Here is a 21,058-nt window from a genome sequence, read left to right on the forward strand (position 1 = left end):
GCGGCACCGTGACCGCGACACGTGCGGAACTCGTCGGTCTCGACGGCGTGAGCGTCCGCTTCGGGGACACCGAGGTCCTCGCGCCCACCTCGATCCAGGTGCGCGAGCGTGAGTTCGTCACGCTGTTCGGTCCGAGCGGATGCGGGAAGTCGACCCTCCTCAACATCGTCGCGGGGTTGCTGGTCCCCAGCTCGGGTCAGGTGCGGTTCGACGGGAAGGCGATCTCGGGGATCAACACCCGGATCGGCTACATGACCCAGGACGACACCCTGCTGCCCTGGCGTACGGTCCGGGCGAACGTGGCGATGCCGCTGCGGATGCGCGGCGTCCCGCGCCCCGAGATCGCCGACCGGGTCCAGACCTACCTGCGGCTGCTCGACCTCGAGCACGCCGCGGACCGGTACCCGGCCCAGCTGTCGGGTGGTATGAAGCGGCGAGCCCTGCTGGCCCGCAGCATGATCTACGAGCCTCGGATGCTGCTGATGGACGAGCCCTTCGCCGCCGTCGACGCGAGGCTGCGGGAAGGACTGCACGACGAGGTGCGGCGGGCGGTGGAGCAGGCGGACCAGACCGTGTTGTTCGTGACCCACGACGTCGCCGAGGCCGCGCTGCTCTCGGACCGCGTCCTGGTGCTCGGACACCGGCCCGGCCGCGTGGTCGCCGAGCTGACCATGCCCTTCGGAGCGAATCGCGACCTCCGTCGGCTGCGGCTCAGCGAGGAGTACCTCGCAGCCCAGCTGGCCGTGCGCCGCGCCCTGGACACCGCGGAGGAGGACGATGACTGACACCATGAACGGTCGCGCCCGTGCTGTGGCGACCAGGCCGGCACTAGCATCGGGGATCCGGGACCGGGTGGCCCGCCACCTGTTGCAGGCGGCGATCCTGGTCGCCTTCCTGCTGCTGTGGCAGTACGCCTCGGGACGCTGGGTCGCGCCACTGTTCATCAGCTCCCCGGTCGCGGTGTGGGACACTGTCGTCCGCTGGATCGCGGACGGCACGCTCCTCCACCACGCGGTCGCCACGTTCCGGGTCGCGGTGGCCGGTTTCCTGATCGGCGGGCTGTCCGCGGTGGTGTTCGGTTACCTGCTCGGCGTCTCGCGGTTCTGGGCGGGGGTGGCGGAGCCGTTCATCACCGCGCTGTACGCGCTGCCCAAGGTGGCGATCATCCCGCTGCTGATCATCTGGGTGGGCGTCGGTGCGGGGCTGTCGCTGGTCGTCTGCGCGCTGATCGTGTTCCTGCTGCTGTTCTACAACACCTTCTACGGCATCCGGGAGGTCAAGCCTGCACTGATCGACGGGGTGCGCATCATGGGCGGCGGCTGGGCGGACGTGGCGTTCAAGGTACGGCTGCCCTCGGCCTTCGTGTGGATCGTCGCGGGAATGCGGATCTCGGTACCGCAGGCTCTGGTCGGCGTGGTCACCGCGGAGATCCTGGCCGGCAACCGCGGCCTCGGCTACCTGGTGAGCTTCAACGCGGGCCAGTTCAACACCGCAGGCACCCTGGCCGCGGTGGCGACGCTGCTGCTGATCGGGCTGGGGCTCGACCGGGTGGTCGCGCTGGCCACCCGGAGCGCGCTCGCCTGGCAGCACGGCGGGGGCCGGTGAGCGTGCCGGCCGGCGCCGGTCACCGGCCTGCGCTCGCGCGCCTGCTCGCACCGGCGTCGGTCGCGGTCGTCGGGGCGTCGGAGGGGCTGGGCGGCTTCACCGGGTCCTGCGTGCACAACCTGCTGCGCTACGGGTTCACCGGCCGGATCCACCCGGTCAACCCGCGGCGCGCCGAGGTGCTCGGCCTCACCTGCCACCCGAGCCTGGCCGAGGTGCCCGGTCCGGTCGACTCCGCCGTGCTGCTCGTCGGTGCCGACCGGGTGCTGCCGGTGCTGGAGGACTGCGTCGCCGCCGGGATCGACAACGTGATCGTCGCCGCGTCGGGTTTCGGCGAGGGCGGGGCGGGACCGGCCGGCCTGGCCCGACGACGGGCACTCGACGCCTTCCTGGACCGGCACCGGATCACCCTGCTGGGACCGAGCACCACGGGTGTCGTCAACCTGTTCGACCGCTACGTTCCGCGCGCGGCCACCAACATGATCGGCCCGGACGGCGTGGTGCCCGGACCGGTGGCGGTCGTCTCGCAGAGCGGCGCGTCGAGCAACATCGTGTTCAACCGCGCGCAGGATCACGGGCTCGCCGTGGGCCTCGCCGTCGCCACCGGGCTACAGGCCACCCTCACGACCTGGGACGTCGTCGAGCACCTGGCCACCGACGACCGGGTCAGGGTGCTGGCACTGATCGTCGAGGAGCTCGGCCCCGCGGCGGTGTGGCGGCCGCGGGTCCAGGCGGCGGCCGCGGCCGGCCAGCAGGTCGTCCTGTGCCGGGTCGGCACCTCCGATCGCGGGGCCGCTGCCGCGGCGTCGCACACGGGAGCGGTCGCCGGGCACTGGCGCTCGCAGCGCGCGGCGCTGCTCGACGCCGGGGTGCTGGTCGTGGACGATCTCGACCAGCTGTGGGAGGTTGCCGCGCTGTGCGCCGCATGGGGCCCGGCGTCCGCACCGGCACGCCTGGGCGTCGTCGCGCTGTCCGGCGGCGAGGGCGCGCTGATCAGCGACCAGGCCACCGCGGCCGGGATCGCCATGCCCGACCCGTCCGACGCCTTCGTCGGACTGGTCGGGAAGCATCTCACCCTGACCCGGGGCGCCAACCCCTTCGATCCGTCCGGGGAGATCCTCGGCAAGCCCGACCTACTGGTCCCGATGCTGGAGCAGTTCTTCGACGACCCGGCTTTCGACCGGGTGCTTCTCGCCTGGCACGTGCTCGACCAGAACGTCCTTCCCGCCCAGCAGGAGGCGCTCGACGACCTGTTCGCGCGCTACCGGCACCGGCTCGTGGTCACCGCGTGGCCGCTGTCGACCCTGGACGGGTGGCACCGGCTCGCCGGACCGGGCGCCCCACCGCTGCTGCCCGGCTCGCACCGAGCCGTCGCGGCGCTCGCCCGCTGGTCCGGATCCGCGCCCATCATGGCGGTGGCACCGGCGGTGACGGCACCGGTCACGCTCCCGGCCCGGCTCGGCACCGGCTACCACGAGGTCCGGGAGCTGCTGGCGGGTCTCGGCGTCCCCTTCGGCCCGGCGCGTCGGGCCGAAGGGGAGGACGCCGCCGCGGCGGCGGCGGCGGCGATCGGTCCACCGGTCGTGCTCAAGTCCGACGTCGACTCGATCACCCACAAGTCGGCCGCCGGCCTCGTCGAGCTCGGCCTGGTCGCCGACGACCAGGTGCGGGCCGCGTGGCGCAGGCTGCACGCGGCGACCGGGTCGGCCACGGTCATCGTCGAGGCACAGCTCACCGGGGAACTGCAGGTGTTCCTGGGTGCCCGGCGAGACCTGGACGCCGGCCCGGTGCTGGTCTTCGGCTCCGGCGGTTCGGCAGTGGAGTACCTCGACGACATCGGGATGGTTCCGGCCGGCGCCGACCCACGCCGCGCGATCGCGGCCAGCCGGGTCGGCCGCTTCCTCGCCGACCACACGCCCGCCGTCACCGACGCACTGGCCGACATGCTGGCCGCGCTGGGCGGCGTCGTGACCGACCCGCGGATCGCCGCCGTCGAGGTCAACCCGGTGATGGTCGACCTCCGGCGGGGCACCGCGCTGGCCGTCGACGCACGGATCGAACTCAGCTCGGACTGAGCCGCGCAGCGGTCACGTCCCCTGCCCGAAACGGGGCGGCCGCTTCTCGACGAACGCCGCGATCCCCTCCTCGGCATCGGCGGTGCCGAAGAGCCGGTCGATCCCGGACGCCTCGGCGCGCATCCCGGCTCGCCGGCCGCCGTCGAGGTGGGCCAGCACGCACGCCTTGAGCTCCCGCAGCGCCGGGCGGGCCCCCGCGGCGAGGCCTGCGGCGTAGTCCACGGCCTCCGCCACCAGCCGATCGACCGGGTGCACGCTGTTGACCAGGCCCAACGCCAACGCCTCGGCGGCGGCGAGCTGGCGTCCGGTGTAGAGCAGGTCCAGCGCCCTGCCCTTGCCCACGACCTCCACGAGCCGCTGCGTGCCGCCCGCCCCGGGGAGCAGTCCGAGCTTCACCTCGGGGAGCCCGATCCGCGCCTGCTCCGCGAGCATGCGGAGGTCGCACGCCAGTGCCAGCTCCATGCCGCCGCCCATCGCATGGCCGTTGACCGCCGCGATGGTCGGCAGCGGGATGGCCTCGATGTCGTCCATCGCCCGCTGGATGCCGCTGATGAACCGGGGCATCTCGTCGGCGTCGAGCGAGTTCATCATCTTGATGTCGGCGCCGGCGACGAAGCGCGGCCCGGCACCGGTGATGACGAGCGCGCCGACGTCGTCGCGGGCCGCGGTCCGCGCCATCGCCTGCGAGATCTCCTGCACGAGCGCGAGGTCCAGCGCGTTCGCCGGCGGCCGGTCGACGGTCAGCAGGCCGACCCCGCGGGCGACCTCGATCCGGACGTGGTGGAGGTCGGTCTCGGTCACGGTCATCTGGTCGTCCTCCGGAATGGTCGGGTCGGTCGCGGCTCAGCGGGCTCCGAGCACCCGGTCCAGCCAGGCCACCAGGTCGGCGATCACCTCGGCACGGTTGGTCTCGTTCAGGATCTCGTGCCGGCCGCCCTCGTAGGTGGCGACCGTGACGTCGGTGAGCCCGGCCGCTCGGTAGCGCTCGACGACCAGGTCAAGGAGCGCGAGCCCGGCGTTGATCGGGTCCTGGTCACCGGCGACGACGTAGAGCGGGAGGTCCGCGCGGATGCCGGCGAGCCGTTGCGGGTCGGCCAGCTCGGCGCCGGAGCCGAACATGAGCTTGGACGAGGGGATGTCGGTACCGAAGCCGCAGGCCGGGTCGGCGACGTAGGCGTCGACGATCGCCTCGTCCCGGCTGAGCCAGTCGGACTCGGTGCGGGCCGGCTCGAACGCCGCGTTGAACCCGGCGAGCTCGAGGGGCTGGTCGAGGTCGATGGCGGCGGCGATCTGGTCCACCGCCGTCGTCCCCGACAGCACGGCCGCGTCGATGCGGTCGCTGTGGTCGAGCAGGTACTGCTGGGTGGCCATCGACCCCATGCTGTGCCCGAGCAGCACGACGGGCACGCCCGGGTGGGCCTCGTGGACCGTCTCCACCAGCGCGCCGACGTCCCCGACCAGACGGTTCCACCCGTCCTCCCCGAACACCCCGAACCGGGACGGGTCGCCCGCGGTGGCGCCGTGGCCGCGGTGGTCGCCTGCGTAGACCACGAAGCCGGCCGCGTTCAGCGCCGCCGCGGTCTCCGCGTACCGACGCGCGTGCTCGCCCAGGCCGTGCGCGATCTGGACGACGCCACGCGGGGCCCCCGCCGGATCCCACCGGTAGACCACCACCCGGGTGCCGTCCCGGGACACCAGCTCCGAGGTGTGGGCGGGCTCGACGGTGCTCATCCGGTTCCTCCTCAGCAGGTCGTGCACGGTGGTCGCGCCTAGTGACGGGGCCGCCGGTAGCCGCTAACGTACCGGGTGATCCTTATCAGGAACAGCGAGGTTTCTCATGGCAGCCCTGCGCGAGCGGCTCACCCCGGAACAGGCCGACTACGTGAAGGCCGTCGATGCGTTCTGCGAGCGGGAGTGCCCACCACACAAGCTGCGCGCGATGACCGCGGACGGCACCGTCGCCCACGACCACGCCCTCTACCGGAAGCTGGCGGCAACCGGCTGGCTCGGGTTGACCATCCCCGAGGAGTACGGCGGCTCGGGCGGCGAGCTGTCCGACGTCGCCCTGCTCACCGAACGCCTGTCCTACCACCGCCTGCCGGTCACCGGATACCTCACCACGGTCATCACCGCCCAGGCGCTGATCAGGTTCGGTACCGAGGAGCAGAAGCGGCGCGTGCTCCCCGCGGTGGCCCAGGGTGACGTGCTGTCCATCGCGATCACCGAGCCGGACACCGGATCGGACGCCGCGGCGGTACGCACCCACGCCCGCCGCCACGGCGACGGCTGGCGGATCAACGGCGAGAAGATCTACACCAGCAACGCCAACCATGCGCGCTGGGTCCTGGTGGTCACGCGCACCGACCCCGACGCGGCCAAGCACCGCGGCATCTCGCTGTTCCTGGTGCCGATGGACCGGGTGGAGGTGACCAAGCTGGACATGCTCGGACACATCGACACCACCATCACCCGCTACGCGGATGTCCGCGCCACCGACGCCGACATCGTGGGCGGGCTCGACGCGGGCTGGCAGGCGCTGGTACAGGGGCTCAACAGCGAGCGGATGATCATCGGTGCGGAGGCGGTCGGGGTCGGCCAGCGCGCGTTCGACGACGTGCTGCGTTATGTGAAGGAACGCCACCAGTTCGGGCAGCCCATCGGACGGTTCCAGGCGCTGCAGCACGGGCTCGCCGAGACGGCCACCAAGCTGCTCGCAGCGCGGCTGCTGGTCCGGCACGTCGCCGAACTGCTCGACGAGGGCGACCCGGCCCCGGCCGAGGCCTCGATGGCGAAGCTGTTCGCCACCGAGACGGCCAAGGAGGCCGCCCTGCAGGGCATGCAGTTCATGGGCGGGATGGGCTACAGCATGGAGAGCGACATGCAGTCCTACGTCCGCGACAGCCTCGTCATGACCATCTTCGGGGGCACGTCGCAGATCCAGAAGAACATCATCGCCGGGCAGCTCGGCCTCAACGGCTGACCAGCCCGCACCACGACCGGGGAGCACCATGACCGACGAGCTCAGCGACCGACTCGACGAGCTGGCCGCCCGCGACGACACCTGGGTCACCCGCGAGGTGCTGCAGCGCTACGTCGACCAGGGCGCCTGGACCGAGCAGAGTTTCGTGCACGACCTCGAGCGGCACGCGGCCGAGCGGCCGGACTCCCTGGCGATCATCGATGAGGACGGCCGGCGCACCAGCTACGGCGAATACGAGGAGCGGACCCGGCGGTTGGCGAGCTCGCTGCTGGGTCTCGGCCTGCGGCCCGGCGACCGGCTCGCGATGCAGCTGCCGAACTCGAGCGAGTTCTGCCTGACGTTGATGGCCTGCGCCCGGGTCCGGATCATCCCGGTGTTCCTGCACGTCGTCTACGACGAGCACGACCTCGACTACGTGCTGAACCTGACGGGGGCCCGGGCGCTGGTCGTCCCCGCCTCGTTCAAGGGCCGCGACTTCGTCCCGCTGGCCCGCACGATGCGCGACCGGATCGCCGTGCTGGAGCACCTCGTGGTGGCCGGCGGTGACGGCGACGACCTGCTCTCCTTCGAGGACCTGACCGCGGCGGAGCCCGCGCACGACATCGAAGCGCTGCGGCCCACCGGCGCCGACCCGTTCTTCATCATGTTCACCTCAGGCACCACGGGGCGGCCGAAGGCGGAGCTGCACACCCACGCCAACAACCTGTTCTGGATCCAGAGCTTCGAGCAGGGCCAGCAGTTCCCCCGCGACGCGCAGTGGATCATCGTCACGCCCATCGCGCACCTGACCGGGCTCGGCCTGGGCGTGCTCTCGGCCCTGCGGCGCGGAGCGGCGTTCACGCTGCTGACCGGCTGGGACGTCAACAGGTGCGTCGAGCTGCTCGAACGCGACGAGCCGACCTACCTGCTCGGGGCGGCGCCGATGCTCATCGACCTCGCCCGCTTCCCCGACCTCGGCTCCCGCGAGGTGCGGAGCCTGCGCGGCATCTGCTATGCCGGTGCCCCCTGCCCGGCCGAGACGCTGAACGCGCTCAACTCCCAGCTGGGCGCCGAGATCGCCGCGTTCTACGGCTACACCGAGGCCGGCGTCACCTTCATGACCCGGCCCGGCGACCCGATCTCGGTCACCAGTCGCAGCATCGGCTCGGTGCTCGACGGGGTCGAGATGCGACTGGTCGACGACGAGGGCAACGACGTCGAGCCGCCCGGCGAGGGCGAGCTCTGGTCGCGCGGGCCGAACTTCGTCGTGGGCTACTACGGCCAGCCGGAGACGACCGCGCGGATGTTCGACGCCGACGGCTGGTTCCGTTCCGCCGACATCGTCCGCATCGACGCCGACGGCTACGGCTACTTCGTGTCGCGCCGCGACGACCTGATCAACCGGGGCGGGTACAAGATCGACCCGCGGGAGATCGAGGAGCTGCTCTACGAGCACCCGCGGGTGGGCCAGGCCGCGGTCGTGGCCATGCCCGACGAGCGGCTCGGGCAGCGGGCCGCCGTCTTCGTCGTCCCCGCGACCCCGGGCGACGAGGTCGCACTGGCCGACCTGACCACCTTCCTCGAGGGGAAGGGGTTGAGCCGCACCAAATGGCCGGAGGCGGTCGAGCTGGTCGAGTCCTTCCCGATGACCAGCACCGGCAAGTTCATGCGGTACTCGCTGCGCGAGCGGGCCGAACAGCTGCGCCCGCAGCGATGACGCCGGTCCCGCCGTGATCGACCTGCGGGAGTTCGTCCGTCCCGGGGACACCGTGGCCTGGGGGCAGGCGGGCGGCGAGCCGCGGGCGTTGATCGGTGCGCTGCTGCTGCAGGCTCCGGGCCTGGGCGGGGTCACCGCGTTCGTGGGGATGACCTTCGACGACCGGCTCGCCGCGGCGCCCGGCGTGGCGCTGCGCTCCTACGGCGCCCTCGGCGTGCTCTCGGGCGGGCCGGTGGAGGTGCTGCGCTGCCACATGTCGTCGCTCCCCAGCCTCATCCGCTCCGGCCGTCAGCCGGTGGACGTGGTGTTCTGCCAGGTCTCACCGGCCGACGCGGACGGCTGTCACGGCCTCGGGGTGAGCGTGGACTACCTCATGGCGGCGGTCGGGACCGCGCGGGTGGTACTGGCCGAGATCGACCCGTCGGTGCCGGTGACGCACGGGCCGGGTCGGGTGCACGGCTCGGTGTTCGCCGCCACGGTGACCACCGACCGCGGGCCGACGCCGATCCCCGACCGGCCGGGAGGCGCGATCGAGGCCCGGATCGCCGCGCACGTCGCAGCGCTGGTCCCGGACGGGGCGGTGCTGCAGCTGGGCGTCGGCGGGCTGGCCACCGCCGTCGCAGGGGCGTTGCGTGGCCACCGCGGGCTGCGCGTGCACAGCGGGCTGGTCGGCGACTGGCTGGTCGATCTGGACGAGAGCGGTGCACTGGTCACCGGCGACGGGCCGCCGGCCGTCGTGGCGGGCACGGCGCTGGGCACCGACCGGCTCTACCGCTACCTCGACCGCAACCCCCGCGTCGAGATGCGGCCGGTCGAGCTGGTCCACCCGCCTACGGTCACCGCCGCCCTACCCGGGTTCGTCGCGGTGAACCAGGCGCTGCAGGTCGACCTCGACGGGCAGGTCGGCGCCGAGTCGGTGGCCGGCCGGTACCTCGGGGCGGTCGGCGGCCAGGTCGACTTCCTGCGCGGTGCCGCGATGTCGGCAGGCGGGGTGGGGATCGTGGCGCTGCCGTCGGTGACCACGCACGGCGCGTCCCGGATCGTCGAGCGGCTCGACGGTCCCGTCACCACCTCGGCGGCGGACGTCGGGTGGGTGGTCACCGAGCACGGTGCGGTCGACCTGCGCGGCCTGACCCGCGGCGAGCGGGCCCGCGCACTGCGAACCGTCGCCGACCCCTCCCACCGGCCCCGCCTCGCCGACGTGGCCCACCCCCTTTCCCCACCGCCGGCCACGGCGTCATAATCCTTATAATGAACGGAGACCCCCTTGGCGGCAGCCCACCCCTCCTTCCCGCTCCGCGAGGCGGACGGCGTCACGCGGATGTACGACCTCGGTCTGTGGGACGAGCACACCCTCGCCGTGCCCGACGACCGGCTGGGCGCGCGGGCCTGCGCCGTCGTCGTACCGGTCGCGGGTGCCGCACCCGACCTGGCCGGCATCTGCGCCTTCCTGCGCGAACGCGATGTGGCGGTGGTGACGCCGTCCGAGGAGCTCGTGCTCGTCGACGCACTGCCCACCAACGCCGGCGGCAAGATCGACAAGGCCGGGGTGCGCGATGCCGCGCTCGCCGAGCTCCGGTCCCGGCCCGGGCGTCCGACCATCCGACCCACCATGGAAGGAACCGCATGACCAGCCCGCTCGACCAGCTCACCGACACCCAGGCCGATCTCGTCGCCCGCGCCCGGGCGATCGCCCAGCAGGAGCTGCGCCCCCGCGCCGCCGAGTGGGACCGGCGCGCCGAGTTCCCGGAGGAGCAGTTCCAGCTGCTGCGCGAGGCCGGCCTGACCGGGCTCACCGTCCCCGTCGAGTACGGCGGCCAGGGCCTGGGGACCTTCGAGGCCTGCCTGGTGCTGGAGGAGCTGTCCGCGGGCTGCCTGGCCAGCGCGATGACGATCCAGATGCAGGTCAACGGGCCGCCCCGGGTGATCGCCCGGATCGGCACCGACGCGCAGCGCAAGGAGTACCTGCCACGGGTGGCGGACGGTTCGATGTGCTTCTCGATCGCCATGACCGAGCCCCAGGCCGGCTCCGACGGCACCGCGCTGCAGACCACCCTGCGCCCGCACGGCGACGGGTTCCTGCTCAACGGCGAGAAGTGCCACATCACCGGTGCGCTGCGGTCGGACGCCTTCCTCGTCTTCTGCCGGGCGCCCGACACCGCCGGCCCCGACGGCATCGGCGCGGTCCTGATCGACCGCGACGTGGAGGGCCTCGCCCCGATCGAGACCGAGCCGAAGATGGGCGGCCGCGCCGTCGCCGAGGGCATCATGCGCTTCACCGACGTCCCGGTGCGCGCCGACCAGGTCGTGCTCGAACCGAGGAAGGGCTCCCGGGACGGGGCCAGGTTCCTGATCCGCCAGTTCAACCCGGAGCGCTGCGGCAACGCGGCGATGTCGCTGGGCCTGGCCCGCAGCGCGCTGGACGACGCGGTCGCCTACGTCAAGCAGCGTGAGCAGTTCGGCCGGCCCATCGTGGAGTTCCAGGGACTGCAGTGGAAGATCGCCGACATGGCCACCGCCATCGACGCGGCCCGGCTGCTGCTCTGGCGCGCGGCCCGCACCGACGTCGAGGGCTTCCCCGGCATCCGGGAGACCGCGATGGCGAAGCTCGCCGCGAACGAGGCGGCCCTCATGGTCACCACCGAGGCCCTGCAACTGCTCGGCCACAAGGGTTACCTCACCCGGTACCCGATGGAACGCTACGTGCGCGACGCGTTCGGCCTGGGCATCGGCGGCGGCACCACCGCGGTCCTGCGCAACATGATCGCGGGCGAGGTCACCGGCGTCCGCGTCAGCCAGCGGAAGTCCTGATGGACCTGGCGCTGTCCGCCGAGGCCGTGACCTACCGGGACCAGCTGCGCGCGTGGGTCTCGGAGCACCTGCCCGAGCAGTGGCGCGACGTCCCGGTGGGCACCGGCGACGACGAGGCGTACGTCGCGATGCGCCGCGAGTGGGGGCGCATGCTGCACCGGGGCGGCTGGTTGGCGCCGCACTGGCCGGTGGCCCGCGGCGGGCGCGGGCTCGGCGTCGACGCACAGCTGGCGTTCCTCGACGTACTGGTCGCGGCGGGTGCCCCCGAGCAGATGAACACCAACGGGATGGGCATCTTCGCCCCGGCCCTGATGGCGTTCGGCACCGAGGCGCAGCAGGACCGCTACCTCGGCCCGATGCTGGCCCACGACGACATCTGGTGCCAGGGCTTCTCCGAGCCCGGGGCCGGGTCCGACCTGGCCGGGTTGGCCACCCGGGCGGTTCCCGACGGCGACCGGTTCGTCGTCTCCGGGCAGAAGGTGTGGACCTCCTACGCCCTGTTCGCCCAGCGCTGCTACCTGATGGTCCGGGTCGCCGGGGTGCCGGACGGCGTCACGATGGTGGTGCTGCACATGGACCGGCCGGGGGTCACCGTCAGGCCGCTGCGCAACATCACCGGCACCAGCGAGTTCTGCGAGGTCTTCCTCGACGAGGTCACCGTCGACGCCGACGACGTGGTGGGCGGGATCGGCGACGGGTGGCGGGTGGCCACGTACGCGCTCGCCCGGGAGCGATCGACCGGGTTGGCCCAGCGGGCCCTGCAACTGTCCCGCGAGCTGGAACTGATGAACGCCCGGCTGCACCGCGACGGCCACGCCGACGACGTGCTGGTCGACGCGTTCGTGCGCAGCCGGGCGGTGGACAGCACCGTGCGGCGGGTGCTCGCGACGGTCGCCGACGGAGGCGAGCCGGGGATGCTCGCACCGGTGGCCAAGCTGCTGTGGAGCGAGGGTCACCAGGCCCAGCTCGCCACTCTGGTCGAGGCGGCTGGCCCGGAGGTCACCGGCGCCGGCGAGGGCTGGTCGGACTGGCTGCGGGCCCTGCTGTTCAGCCGGGGGGAGACGATCTACGGCGGCACCTCGGAGATCCAGCGCAACCTGATCGCGAAGTCGCTCGGCATGCCGAGCGACCGCGGCTGAACGGACGAGGAGCGGGATGGACCACCGGATCGACGACGAGACGGCGGCGCTGCGCGCGGCGCTGCTGGAGTTCCTGCGCGAGCGGATGCCCGACCCCGGTGCGGAGCCCGGGCCCGGGACGCGGCTGGACGCCTGGCGGGAGCTGGTCGGGTCGGAGTGGCTGGAGCACTTCGCCTCCGCGGACCGTGCCGATCCGGCCGCGCGGGTCGCGGCGCTGCACGTGGCGGAGGCCTTCGGAGCGGTGCCGGTCACCGGGCCGGTCGACGTGGTCGCCGGCTACCTGCTGCCGCTTGCCCTGGCGACCACCTGGAGCGCCGGGCTCGACCGGCTGCGCGACGGGTCGCTGGTCACCGCGCTCGTGCCGGGGATCGACGCTCCCGGCCCCGACGCCGTGCCGCGCCGCCGGGCTCAGCGCCTGGCCGCGGTGCCCGACGGGCACGGGGTACGGGTGAGCGGCGTGCTGCCGCAGGTGGCCTGCGCCGCGGGCGCCGACGCGGTCGTCGTCGCCACGGAGTTCGGCGGGCGTCCGGCGGTGGCGCTCGTCGAGCTCGACCGCCCCGGGGTGGTCGTCGGCGAACCGTCCGGTGTGGACCTGCGCAGGCCGGTGGCCGACGTGGCCCTCGACGCCGTCGCGGTCGACGCCGCCGGGGTCCACGCCCCTCCCGACCTGCTCGATCGCGAGGACGCCTGCGCGGCCGGGCACAGCCTGTTCCTCGACGCCGAGGCCGTCGGCGGTGGCACGGAGGTGATCGCCCGCACGGTGGCCTACTGCACCGACCGGGTCCAGTTCGGCCGCCCGATCGGCTCCTTCCAGGCCGTCCGGCACCGGTTGGCCGACGTGACGGCGAAGGTCGAGGGTGCCCGTTCCCTCGCCTACCGCGTGGCCTGGGACCTCGCCGCAGCCGCCGCCGGCGCCCCCGCCGACGTGGTCGCCAGCCGAATGTGGTCCTCGGGCGCCTACCTCGCGGCGGGAGAGGCGGCGGTGCAGTGTCACGGCGGCGCGGGCTTCACGTGGGAGCAGGGCGTGCACGTGTTCTACCGCGCCGCCCTCGCCGGGCGCGGCGGCGCCGACCTCGCCGCGGCCCGCACCGCACTCGCTGCGCACCTGCGTGCGCTCGCCGGCCCGGCCCCGGCCGGCCCGGGCACCGGGCGCGCGGCCGAGCCCGTCGGGGCGACGGGAGGGGCGCACCGATGAGCGAACGGGTCGTGCTGGTCGACCGACCGGAGCCGGGTGTCACGGTGATCACCCTGAACCGGCCGGCCGCGCGGAACGCGGTCGGGTGGCAGACCTGGGAGGAGCTCGGGCCGGTGGTGTCCGAGGTGGCCGCCGACGACCGCTGCCGGTCGGTCGTGCTGACCGGGTCGGGCGGGTCGTTCTGCGCCGGTGGGGACGTCAAGTCCTCCCCGTCGCGCGGCACCGGGCTCGGGGCGCCTGCGGCTCGCCTGCTCGTCGGGCAGCGGGTGCTGGAGGACCTGCTCCGACTGCCCAAACCTGTGCTCGCCGCCGTCGAGGGCCCGGCGATGGGTATCGGCTGGAGCCTGGCGCTGGCCTGCGACGTCGTCGTCGCGGCCCGCGACGCGGTGTTCGGCGCGCCGTTCGTGCTGCGCGGGCTGGTGCCCGACGGCGGTGCGGCCTGGTTCCTGACCCGGGCGCTCGGCCGGCAACGGGCCTCGGCCCTGCTGCTCACCGGCGGCCGGATGACCGCGGCGGAGGCCGCCGCGGCGGGCCTGGTCGCGCATCAGGCGGAGCCGGGTGCCGCGCTCACCGACGCCGTCGCGATGGCCGCGGTCATGGCCCGCGGGCCGGCCGAGGCGCTGCGCCTGACGAAGGGGATGATCCGCGCCGCCGACGACCTGCCGCTGGAGCGCTTCCTCGAGGTCGAGTGGCTCTCGGCGACACTCGACATCACCGGTCCCGACGCCGTGGAGGGTCGTGCCTCCTTCGTCGAGAAACGCGAACCCGACTTCTCCGCCGTCCGGGACAGCCCGCTGTAGCGCCTGCCGCGGCACGGCCGTGGCGGTGGCCGACCCGAAGGGGACACCGATGGACTTCGAGCAGGACGAGGATCACGACGCACTGCGCAAGGGCGTGCGCGAGCTGATCGCCCGTTACGACGACGCGTACTGGTCGGCGTGCGACGCCGAGCACCGCTTCCCGACCGAGTTCTACCGGACACTCGCCGACGGCGGCTGGCTCGGCGTGGCGATCCCGGAGGAGTACGGCGGCGCCGGGCTGGGCATCACCGAGGCGGCGCTGCTGCTGCAGGAGGTCGCCTCCTCGGGTGCGGCGATGAACGGCTGCAGCGCCATCCACCTCACGCTGTTCGGGATGAACCCGCTGGTCAAGCACGGGTCGGCGGAGCTGCGTCGGGAGCTGCTCCCCCGGGTCGTCTCCGGCGACCTGCACGTGTCCTTCGCGGTCACCGAGCCCGACGCCGGCACCGACACCAGCCGCATCACCACCCGGGCCCGCCGCGACGGCGACGGCTACGTCGTGGACGGGCGCAAGGTCTGGATCACCAAGGCCCAGCAGGCGGAGTACCTGCTGCTGCTGACCCGCACCACCCCGTTGGAGGACTGCGCCAAGCGCACCGACGGGATGACGCTGTTCATGGCACCGATGGACCGCTCCGCCATCGACGTCCGCGAGATCCCCAAGATGGGCCGCAACGCCGTCAACTCCAACGAGCTGTTCATCGACGGCCTGCGGGTGCCCGAGGCGTGTCGCATCGGGGAGGAGGGCCAGGGCTTCCGCTACCTGCTCGACGGTCTCAACCCCGAACGCATCCTGCTCGCCCACGAGTCGGTCGGCATCGGGCGTTCGGCGGTGGACCGGGCCGTCACCTACGCCAGGCAGCGGGTGGTGTTCGACCGCCCGATCGGGCAGAACCAGGGCATCGCGTTCCCGCTCGCCGAGGCCACGATGCGGCTCGACGCCGCCGAGCTGGTGGCCCGCAAGGCGGCATGGCTCTACGACCGCGGCCGGCCCTGCGCCCGCGAGGCCAACTCGGCGAAGTACCTGGCGGCCGACGCCGCGTTCTTCGCCGCCGACCGTGCCGTGCAGACCCACGGCGGTTTCGGCTACGCCGTCGAGTACCACGTGGAGCGTTACTTCCGGGAGGCGCGGCTGATGCGGATCGCGCCGATCTCCCAGGAGATGGTGCTCAACTACGTCAGCGAACACGTTCTCGGGCTGCCCCGGTCGTACTGACCACGCTCGCACCGGCCGCCGCGCCGACCGCGGAGCAGCTCGACGAGGAGAGGACCGAACCCGTGACGACCACCGAGACGCGGTTCCACGAGGAGGTCCGTTCGTGGCTGGCGGACGCGCCGGCGGCGGACCGGGGACGCGGCCGGTCCGCGGCCCCGACCGGGCGCGCCCCGATGTGCCGGACGGCGTTCTGATGACCGCGGGGGTCCGCCTCGACGGGCGGGTGGTGCTGATCACCGGGGCCAGCCGCGGGTTGGGCCGCGGGTACGCGCTCGACCTGGCCCGTCGCGGCGCCGCGGTCGCGCTCAACGCCCGTGACGGGGACGCGCTGGCGGCGCTGCGCGCGGAGATCGAGGCGGCGGGCGGGCGGGCCGCCGTGGCCGCGGGCGACGTCGGCGCGCCCGGCGTGGCCGAGCAGGTCCTGGAGGCCGCGACCGCGCTCGGCCCGCTCGACGCCGTGGTGAACAACGCGGGGGTCAACCGGGACCGGACGGTGGCGAGGATGTCCGACGAGGAGTGGCACTCGGTGATCACCGCCAGCCTCGACGGCACGTTCTTCGTGTGCCGGGCTGCGGTACGGGCCTGGCGGGCCGCCGGGCGCGGCGGCCGGATCGTCAACACCGCCTCGGTCGCGGGCCTCGTCGGCAACGTGGGCCAGGCGAACTACGCCGCGGCGAAGGCCGGGATCATCGGCTTCTCGCTCAGCCTCGCCCGCGAGGTCGCACCGTCGGGCATCACCGTCAACGTCGTGTCCCCGCGGGCGGTCACGGAGATGAGCGAGTCGATCCCGCCGGAGCGCCGCCGGGCCTTCTACGAGATGCAGTCCCGCACGAACACCCTGGGTCGGCCGGGCACCCCGGAGGACGTCGCTCCGGTGATCGCGTTCCTGTGCAGTGCGGAGGGCGCCTACCTGACCGGGCAGACCCTCACCGTCACCGGCACTCCGGGCACGTCGGTGGGGTGAGGGTCGGGATCGGCGGGCATCAGCCCGTGGCGAACCAGACCGACTTCTCGCGCGTGAAGTGGCTCATTCCCGAGAAGCCCCCCTCCCGCCCGAACCCGGAGTCCTTGTAGCCGCCGAACGGCACCGCCGGGTGCAGCAAATTGTAGGAGTTGATCCAGACGTTGCCCGCCTCGATCCTCGTGGCGAACCGCAGCGCGCGCTCGACGCTGCGGGTGAAGACGCCCGAGCCGAGACCGTACGTGGCGTCGTTCGCGATGCGCAGCGCATCGTCCTCGTCGGCGAAGGACATGACCGAGAGCACCGGGCCGAAGATCTCCTCGCGGGCGATCCGCGCGGTGGGCTCGACGTTGTCGAACACTGTCGGGGTGACGTAGAAGCCGGGCCGGTCCGGCCTCGACCCGCCGGTCACGAGATCACCGCCCTCGTCCCGGCCGACCTGCACGTACCCCTCGATCCGGTCCCGGTGCGCGGCCGAGATCACCGGGCCGAGGACGGTCGACTCGTCGGCCGGGTCGCCGATCCTCAGCCCGCCGGCCGTGGCGACCACGGCATCGAGCAGTTCGTCGTGCACGGCGCGGTGCACGAGCAGGCGCGAGCTGGCGGTGCACATCTCCCCGGCGTTGAGGAAGATCCCCAGGAAGGCCGCCTTGGCCGCACCCGCGATGTCGGCGTCGTCGAACACGACCAGCGGCGACTTCCCGCCCAGCTCCATCGTGCAGGTCTTGAGCTCCCCGCCCGCGGTGGCCGCCACCGTGCGCCCGACCGCGTCCGAGCCGGTGAACGACACGTGGCCGACACCGGGGTGGCGCACCAGCGCCTCGCCCGCCGCCGACGCGGCGTCGGTCACCACGTTCACCAGCCCCGGAGGGATGCCGGCCTCCAGCGCCACCTGGGCGAGCGCCAGCGCGGACAGGGACGCGAGCGGCGACGGCTTGATCACGATGGCGTTGCCGGCGGCCAGTGCGGACACCGCCTTCCCCGCCGCGCCGACGAGCGCGAAGTTCCACGGCGTGATGCCGGCGACGACACCGATCGGCCCGCGCAGCACCATCGTCACGAACCGGCCGGAGACCGGGATGGTACGGCCCTCGAGCTTGTCGGGCATGCCGGCGTAGTAGCGCATGTTCTCCATCAGCATCGACCCGTCCACGGCGCGGGCCGTGGCGATCGGCTTGCCGACGTCGAGGCTCTCGATCTTCACGAGGTCCTCGACCCGTTCCTGGCAGAGGTCGGCCCAGCGCCGCAGCAGCCCGGCCCGGGTGGCGACCGACCGCCTCGCCCAGGCGCGCTGCGCCTCGCGCGCGACCCCGACGGCGTGGTCGACGTCCGCCGCGCCGCCCGCGGGCAGCCGCGCGATCACCGACCCGTCCGCCGGGTTGTGCACCGCGAAGGTCTCGCCGCTGCGGGCGTCGAGCAGTTCCCCGCCCACGACCATCTTGTCGACCAGCAGCGCGGGCGTCGGGGCGGCGTCGGTCACCTGGGTCATGCGGGGCCTCCCTGGGCCAGATCGAGCACGGGTCGTTCGGCACTGCGGTTCGACACGGCGTCGGCGAACGCCGCGTCGATGTCGTCGAGGGCGTAGCGGTGGCCGGAGCCGAGACGGGTGATGACGGGGTCGGTACGCAGGTCGCCGAGCATCCCGACGACGTCGCGGAGGATCTGCGGGTCGTAGAGCGCGACCCCGACCAGTGAGATGTTGCGCATCAGCAGTGCCAGCGCCGGCACGTGGAACACGTCGGAACCGCGGGTGATCTGCCCCATCTCGATGTAGCGGCCACCGCGGGCGAGCATCCGGACCCCCTCGTCGACCACGCCCGGCGCCCCGGCGACCTCCAGGACGACGTCGGCGCCCCCGCCGGTGAGCTCCCGCACCCGCTCGACCCGTGCGGCCGCGTCACCGATCTCGGTGACGTCGACGGTGGCGTCGGCACCCAGCGCCGTGGCGGCGGCGAGCCGGTCGGCCATCGCGTCGACGGCGACGACCAGGCCCGCCCCCATCCGCTTCGCTGCGGCGACCGCGTAGAGGCCCAGCCCACCGGCGCCCTGCACGACGACCCGCTCGCCCGGGCCGACCCCGCCGCGCACCAGCCCCATCCAGGACTGGGCGGCCGCACAGTTCGCGCTGATGCCGTGCTCGGGTGTCATCCCCTCGGGAATCTTGAGCACGTACTGGCCGCGGCGCAGGTGGTAGTAGTCGGCGAACCCGCCGACGAAGTGCGGCGGTCGCGACGGGGGGCGCAGCAGGCCGCCCATCACCTGCTCGCAGGCGTTCGCCCGGCGCTGCGTGCAGGCGTGACAGCGCCCGCACGGCCGGAAGTAGGCGAAGACGATCGGGTCCCCCTCGGCCAGCGGCTGCCCGGCGGAGTCGGTGGTGACCCCGGAGCCGAGCCGCTCCACATGGCCGACCGTCTCGTGACCGAGCAGCAGGCCGTTCGCCGCGAGGTCCTCCACGACCGGGTCCGCACCGCGCCAGTAGTGCACGTCCGAGCCGCAGATGCTCGTGTAGTCCAGCCGGGCGAGCACTTCGCCCGGCCCGGGGTCGAGCACCGGGTACTCGGCCAGCTCGAAGGGCTTCCCGGCGCCGAAGAAGATCGCAGCGCGCCCCGTTGCTCCCATGCGGTCCCTCTCGACACGGTTCTCCCGATCGGCCACGGTCGACGGTAGGTCGCGGTAGTGCCCGCCGGATGACGCGATACGGGACACCCGCGGTCCCCGTCGGGCCGGCCGGTGACCGGAACACCGCCCGGAGCGGATCCCGCCGTCAGCGGTCGTCAAGTCCGACGGCGACCGGACCGGATCGAGGAGTGCCTTCGCCGTTCCACCGTTGTACGCTAACGACCGTTAACATGCTGTCCGTTCGACGAGGAGCGCATATGGCACACCACCATCGGTACCTGTCGCACCCGGTCACCGGAAAGATCGCCACCTCATGACCGCGGCGATGCCCGCTCCGCTGGAGATCGCGGGTACCGGCCGGCTCGCCGGCAAGGTGGCCATCGTCACCGGAGCGGCCGGTGCGGGCATCGGCCAGGCCGTCGCCCGACGCTACGCGGCCGAGGGTGCCAGGGTGCACACCATCTCCGGCGGCATGTACTACAAGGCATGAGCACCTACGGCGTGTCGGTCCTCGGTGCCGACCTGAGAACGCTCGTCGACACGGCGCAGGCGGCCGACCGCGCCGGCTTCGATGCGGCCTGGGCCTCGGAGTTCTACTCGCGCTCCGGGTCGATCTCGATGGCGGCCATGGCCGGCCGCACCCAGCGCTGCCGACTGGGGTCCTCGATCATGTACGGCATCGGGCGCAGCCCGCTCGTGCTGGCCACCGAAGCCCGCGACCTCGACGAGCTCTCCGGCGGCCGGGTCGTGCTGGGTCTCGGCAACGGCACGAAGCGGATGATGAGCGACTGGCACAGCGTCGCCGACACCTCCGCGCCCGCCCTGCGCATGGAGGAGCTCGTCGGGCTGATCCGCCGCATCTGGAACCTGCACGAGGGCCCGGTGCGGCACGAGGGCCGCTTCTACCACATGAACCTGGTACCGACCGGCGAGCTCGAACCTCCGCAGCGGACCGTCCCGATCGTCACGGCCGGGGTGCGTCCGCGGATGTGCGAGGTCGCGGGCCGGGTGGCCGACGGCCTCGCCGGGCACCCTTTGTTCACCACCACCTACGTGGAGGAGGTCGTCCGGCCGGCCATCGCGAAGGGGGCCGCGCATGCCGGGCGGGACCCGCGCGACGTCGAGCTGATCTCGATGGTGATCTGCGCGATCCACGACGATCCCGAGGTCGCGCGCCGCGAGGCCGCCCAGCAGATCGCCTTCTACTCCTCGGTCAAGTCCTACGACACGGTGCTCGACGTCAACGGCTTCACCGCCCAGGGCGAGGCCATCCGGGAGGCGTTCGGGCGCCGCGACCTGCCCGCGATGTTCGCCGCCGTCACCGACGACATGATCGACACGATGGCCGTGGCCGGCACCGCGGAGCAGGTGCGCGCCGGGCTGAAGCGCTACGAGGGGGTACTCGACCACATCATGCTGTACTCACCGTCCATCGGGCTCGCCCCGCAACGCGTCCAGGAGAACCTCGACAGCTTGATCCGCGAGTGCGCGCCCACCGCAGGAGGCGACGGAAATGGCTGAGGACTCACTCACCGGCCGGGACCTGGGGACCATGACGTTCCCGGTGGACCGGTCCAAGGTCCGCGAGTTCGCCCGTGCGCTGGGCGATCCCGACCCGGTCTACACCGACGTCGACGCGGCACGCGCCGCGGGTTTCAGCGACATCCCGGTGCCGCCGACGTTCGTCGTGTCCTCGGCGCACTGGCGCGAGGAGGACAACATGGTCGCCACCCTCGGGCTGGACCTGCGCCGCGTGCTGCACGGCGAGTGCGGCTGGGAGTACCACGGCCCGGTGGTGGTGGGCGACGAGCTCACGGCCTCGCGTCGGGTGTCCGGCGTCTCCACGCGCGAGGGCAGGCGCGGCGGGACGATGACCATGGTCTCGATCGAGACCGACTTCACCAACCAGCGCGGCGAGCTCGTCGTCCGCCAGACCGACGTGCTCGTCGAGACCGGAGGCTGAC

At 73.1% G+C, this 21,058-nt stretch carries 21 protein-coding genes; 17 read left to right on the plus strand and 4 right to left on the minus strand.

What is annotated here, in order from left to right:
• Nucleotides 1–8: 8 nt before the first annotated feature.
• Genes ACVJO7_RS17510 through ACVJO7_RS17520 form a run of 3 tightly spaced genes read left to right on the plus strand, consistent with a single transcriptional unit; the run spans nt 9 to nt 3,677 of the window.
• Nucleotides 9–785 carry an ABC transporter ATP-binding protein gene (locus tag ACVJO7_RS17510; protein ID WP_218600713.1) on the plus strand — a complete coding sequence of 259 codons (777 nt, stop codon included), beginning with the start codon at nt 9–11 and terminating at the stop codon, nt 783–785.
• On the plus strand, nt 778–1,605 hold the full coding sequence (locus ACVJO7_RS17515; RefSeq protein WP_491673745.1) for an ABC transporter permease: 828 nt from the start codon (nt 778–780) through the stop codon (nt 1,603–1,605). Before ACVJO7_RS17510 ends, ACVJO7_RS17515 begins: the two co-directional genes overlap by 8 nt.
• A complete protein-coding gene (locus ACVJO7_RS17520) occupies nt 1,602–3,677 on the plus strand; it encodes an acetate--CoA ligase family protein (protein WP_491673746.1) in 2,076 nt (691 codons plus the stop codon). Before ACVJO7_RS17515 ends, ACVJO7_RS17520 begins: the two co-directional genes overlap by 4 nt.
• Before the next feature lie 12 nt (nt 3,678–3,689).
• Here ACVJO7_RS17520 and ACVJO7_RS17525 read toward each other — a convergent pair whose 3' ends face one another.
• The gene (locus ACVJO7_RS17525; protein ID WP_491673747.1) at nt 3,690–4,484 is read right to left on the minus strand and encodes an enoyl-CoA hydratase/isomerase family protein; all 795 of its coding nucleotides are present in this window, start codon (nt 4,482–4,484) and stop codon (nt 3,690–3,692) included.
• Between the two features lie 36 nt (nt 4,485–4,520).
• The gene (locus tag ACVJO7_RS17530; protein WP_491673748.1) at nt 4,521–5,408 is read right to left on the minus strand and encodes an alpha/beta fold hydrolase; all 888 of its coding nucleotides are present in this window, start codon (nt 5,406–5,408) and stop codon (nt 4,521–4,523) included.
• Between the two features lie 106 nt (nt 5,409–5,514).
• Here ACVJO7_RS17530 and ACVJO7_RS17535 point away from each other — a divergent pair, with 106 nt between their 5' ends.
• From ACVJO7_RS17535 to ACVJO7_RS17585, 11 genes are all read left to right on the plus strand, one after another.
• Nucleotides 5,515–6,657: an acyl-CoA dehydrogenase family protein gene (locus ACVJO7_RS17535; RefSeq protein WP_491673749.1), complete on the plus strand. Its 1,143-nt coding sequence runs from the start codon at nt 5,515–5,517 to the stop codon at nt 6,655–6,657.
• A 28-nt stretch (nt 6,658–6,685) separates the two neighbouring features.
• A complete protein-coding gene (locus ACVJO7_RS17540; RefSeq protein WP_491673750.1) occupies nt 6,686–8,353 on the plus strand; it encodes a class I adenylate-forming enzyme family protein in 1,668 nt (555 codons plus the stop codon).
• A gap of 13 nt (nt 8,354–8,366) precedes the next feature.
• A complete protein-coding gene (locus ACVJO7_RS17545; RefSeq protein WP_491673751.1) occupies nt 8,367–9,596 on the plus strand; it encodes an acetyl-CoA hydrolase/transferase family protein in 1,230 nt (409 codons plus the stop codon).
• A gap of 24 nt (nt 9,597–9,620) precedes the next feature.
• The gene (locus tag ACVJO7_RS17550; protein WP_491673752.1) at nt 9,621–9,983 is read left to right on the plus strand and encodes a hypothetical protein; all 363 of its coding nucleotides are present in this window, start codon (nt 9,621–9,623) and stop codon (nt 9,981–9,983) included.
• Entirely contained in the window at nt 9,980–11,164 is a 1,185-nt protein-coding gene (locus ACVJO7_RS17555) for an acyl-CoA dehydrogenase family protein (RefSeq protein WP_491673753.1), read from the plus strand. The genes ACVJO7_RS17550 and ACVJO7_RS17555 overlap by 4 nt, the downstream gene beginning before the upstream one ends.
• Nucleotides 11,164–12,303: an acyl-CoA dehydrogenase family protein gene (locus ACVJO7_RS17560; protein ID WP_491673754.1), complete on the plus strand. Its 1,140-nt coding sequence runs from the start codon at nt 11,164–11,166 to the stop codon at nt 12,301–12,303. Before ACVJO7_RS17555 ends, ACVJO7_RS17560 begins: the two co-directional genes overlap by 1 nt.
• 16 nt (nt 12,304–12,319) lie before the next feature.
• A complete protein-coding gene (locus tag ACVJO7_RS17565; protein WP_491673755.1) occupies nt 12,320–13,498 on the plus strand; it encodes an acyl-CoA dehydrogenase family protein in 1,179 nt (392 codons plus the stop codon).
• The gene (locus ACVJO7_RS17570; RefSeq protein WP_491673756.1) at nt 13,495–14,298 is read left to right on the plus strand and encodes an enoyl-CoA hydratase/isomerase family protein; all 804 of its coding nucleotides are present in this window, start codon (nt 13,495–13,497) and stop codon (nt 14,296–14,298) included. The genes ACVJO7_RS17565 and ACVJO7_RS17570 overlap by 4 nt, the downstream gene beginning before the upstream one ends.
• Nucleotides 14,299–14,347: 49 nt before the next feature.
• Nucleotides 14,348–15,514: an acyl-CoA dehydrogenase family protein gene (locus ACVJO7_RS17575; RefSeq protein WP_491673757.1), complete on the plus strand. Its 1,167-nt coding sequence runs from the start codon at nt 14,348–14,350 to the stop codon at nt 15,512–15,514.
• A 62-nt stretch (nt 15,515–15,576) separates the two neighbouring features.
• A complete protein-coding gene (locus ACVJO7_RS17580; protein ID WP_491673758.1) occupies nt 15,577–15,708 on the plus strand; it encodes a hypothetical protein in 132 nt (43 codons plus the stop codon).
• Complete coding sequence (locus ACVJO7_RS17585) at nt 15,708–16,478, plus strand: SDR family oxidoreductase (RefSeq protein WP_491673759.1); 771 nt, start codon at nt 15,708–15,710, stop codon at nt 16,476–16,478. Before ACVJO7_RS17580 ends, ACVJO7_RS17585 begins: the two co-directional genes overlap by 1 nt.
• A gap of 19 nt (nt 16,479–16,497) precedes the next feature.
• On the opposite strand, the gene ACVJO7_RS17590 is transcribed toward ACVJO7_RS17585, so the two are convergent.
• Nucleotides 16,498–17,964 carry an aldehyde dehydrogenase family protein gene (locus ACVJO7_RS17590; protein ID WP_491673760.1) on the minus strand — a complete coding sequence of 489 codons (1,467 nt, stop codon included), beginning with the start codon at nt 17,962–17,964 and terminating at the stop codon, nt 16,498–16,500.
• The gene (locus ACVJO7_RS17595) at nt 17,961–19,094 is read right to left on the minus strand and encodes a zinc-binding dehydrogenase (RefSeq protein ID WP_491673761.1); all 1,134 of its coding nucleotides are present in this window, start codon (nt 19,092–19,094) and stop codon (nt 17,961–17,963) included. The genes ACVJO7_RS17590 and ACVJO7_RS17595 overlap by 4 nt, the downstream gene beginning before the upstream one ends.
• A 325-nt stretch (nt 19,095–19,419) precedes the next feature.
• Here ACVJO7_RS17595 and ACVJO7_RS17600 point away from each other — a divergent pair, with 325 nt between their 5' ends.
• The 3 genes from ACVJO7_RS17600 to ACVJO7_RS17610 are packed head-to-tail and all read left to right on the plus strand — an operon-like array spanning nt 19,420 to nt 21,057.
• Complete coding sequence (locus ACVJO7_RS17600) at nt 19,420–19,584, plus strand: hypothetical protein (RefSeq protein ID WP_491673762.1); 165 nt, start codon at nt 19,420–19,422, stop codon at nt 19,582–19,584.
• The gene (locus tag ACVJO7_RS17605) at nt 19,581–20,615 is read left to right on the plus strand and encodes an LLM class flavin-dependent oxidoreductase (protein WP_491673763.1); all 1,035 of its coding nucleotides are present in this window, start codon (nt 19,581–19,583) and stop codon (nt 20,613–20,615) included. Before ACVJO7_RS17600 ends, ACVJO7_RS17605 begins: the two co-directional genes overlap by 4 nt.
• Nucleotides 20,608–21,057 (plus strand): MaoC family dehydratase N-terminal domain-containing protein, encoded by a 450-nt coding sequence (locus ACVJO7_RS17610; protein WP_491673764.1) that lies wholly within the window; start codon nt 20,608–20,610, stop codon nt 21,055–21,057. Before ACVJO7_RS17605 ends, ACVJO7_RS17610 begins: the two co-directional genes overlap by 8 nt.
• Nucleotide 21,058 lies beyond the last annotated feature (1 nt).

It is taken from the genome of Pseudonocardia sp. DxW (assembly GCF_058448985.1).

What these genes read in the sequence shown, in the direction of transcription:
- ACVJO7_RS17515 (WP_491673745.1), top strand. Translation starts at nt 778, where the DNA reads ATGACTGACACCATGAACGGTCGCGCCCGTGCTGTGGCGACCAGGCCG.
- ACVJO7_RS17525 (WP_491673747.1), bottom strand. Translation starts at nt 4,484, where the DNA reads ATGACCGTGACCGAGACCGACCTCCACCACGTCCGGATCGAGGTCGCC.
- ACVJO7_RS17530 (WP_491673748.1), bottom strand. Translation starts at nt 5,408, where the DNA reads ATGAGCACCGTCGAGCCCGCCCACACCTCGGAGCTGGTGTCCCGGGAC.
- ACVJO7_RS17535 (WP_491673749.1), top strand. Translation starts at nt 5,515, where the DNA reads ATGGCAGCCCTGCGCGAGCGGCTCACCCCGGAACAGGCCGACTACGTG.
- ACVJO7_RS17540 (WP_491673750.1), top strand. Translation starts at nt 6,686, where the DNA reads ATGACCGACGAGCTCAGCGACCGACTCGACGAGCTGGCCGCCCGCGAC.
- ACVJO7_RS17555 (WP_491673753.1), top strand. Translation starts at nt 9,980, where the DNA reads ATGACCAGCCCGCTCGACCAGCTCACCGACACCCAGGCCGATCTCGTC.
- ACVJO7_RS17560 (WP_491673754.1), top strand. Translation starts at nt 11,164, where the DNA reads ATGGACCTGGCGCTGTCCGCCGAGGCCGTGACCTACCGGGACCAGCTG.
- ACVJO7_RS17565 (WP_491673755.1), top strand. Translation starts at nt 12,320, where the DNA reads ATGGACCACCGGATCGACGACGAGACGGCGGCGCTGCGCGCGGCGCTG.
- ACVJO7_RS17570 (WP_491673756.1), top strand. Translation starts at nt 13,495, where the DNA reads ATGAGCGAACGGGTCGTGCTGGTCGACCGACCGGAGCCGGGTGTCACG.
- ACVJO7_RS17575 (WP_491673757.1), top strand. Translation starts at nt 14,348, where the DNA reads ATGGACTTCGAGCAGGACGAGGATCACGACGCACTGCGCAAGGGCGTG.
- ACVJO7_RS17585 (WP_491673759.1), top strand. Translation starts at nt 15,708, where the DNA reads ATGACCGCGGGGGTCCGCCTCGACGGGCGGGTGGTGCTGATCACCGGG.
- ACVJO7_RS17590 (WP_491673760.1), bottom strand. Translation starts at nt 17,964, where the DNA reads ATGACCCAGGTGACCGACGCCGCCCCGACGCCCGCGCTGCTGGTCGAC.
- ACVJO7_RS17595 (WP_491673761.1), bottom strand. Translation starts at nt 19,094, where the DNA reads ATGGGAGCAACGGGGCGCGCTGCGATCTTCTTCGGCGCCGGGAAGCCC.
- ACVJO7_RS17600 (WP_491673762.1), top strand. Translation starts at nt 19,420, where the DNA reads ATGCCCGCTCCGCTGGAGATCGCGGGTACCGGCCGGCTCGCCGGCAAG.
- ACVJO7_RS17605 (WP_491673763.1), top strand. Translation starts at nt 19,581, where the DNA reads ATGAGCACCTACGGCGTGTCGGTCCTCGGTGCCGACCTGAGAACGCTC.
- ACVJO7_RS17610 (WP_491673764.1), top strand. Translation starts at nt 20,608, where the DNA reads ATGGCTGAGGACTCACTCACCGGCCGGGACCTGGGGACCATGACGTTC.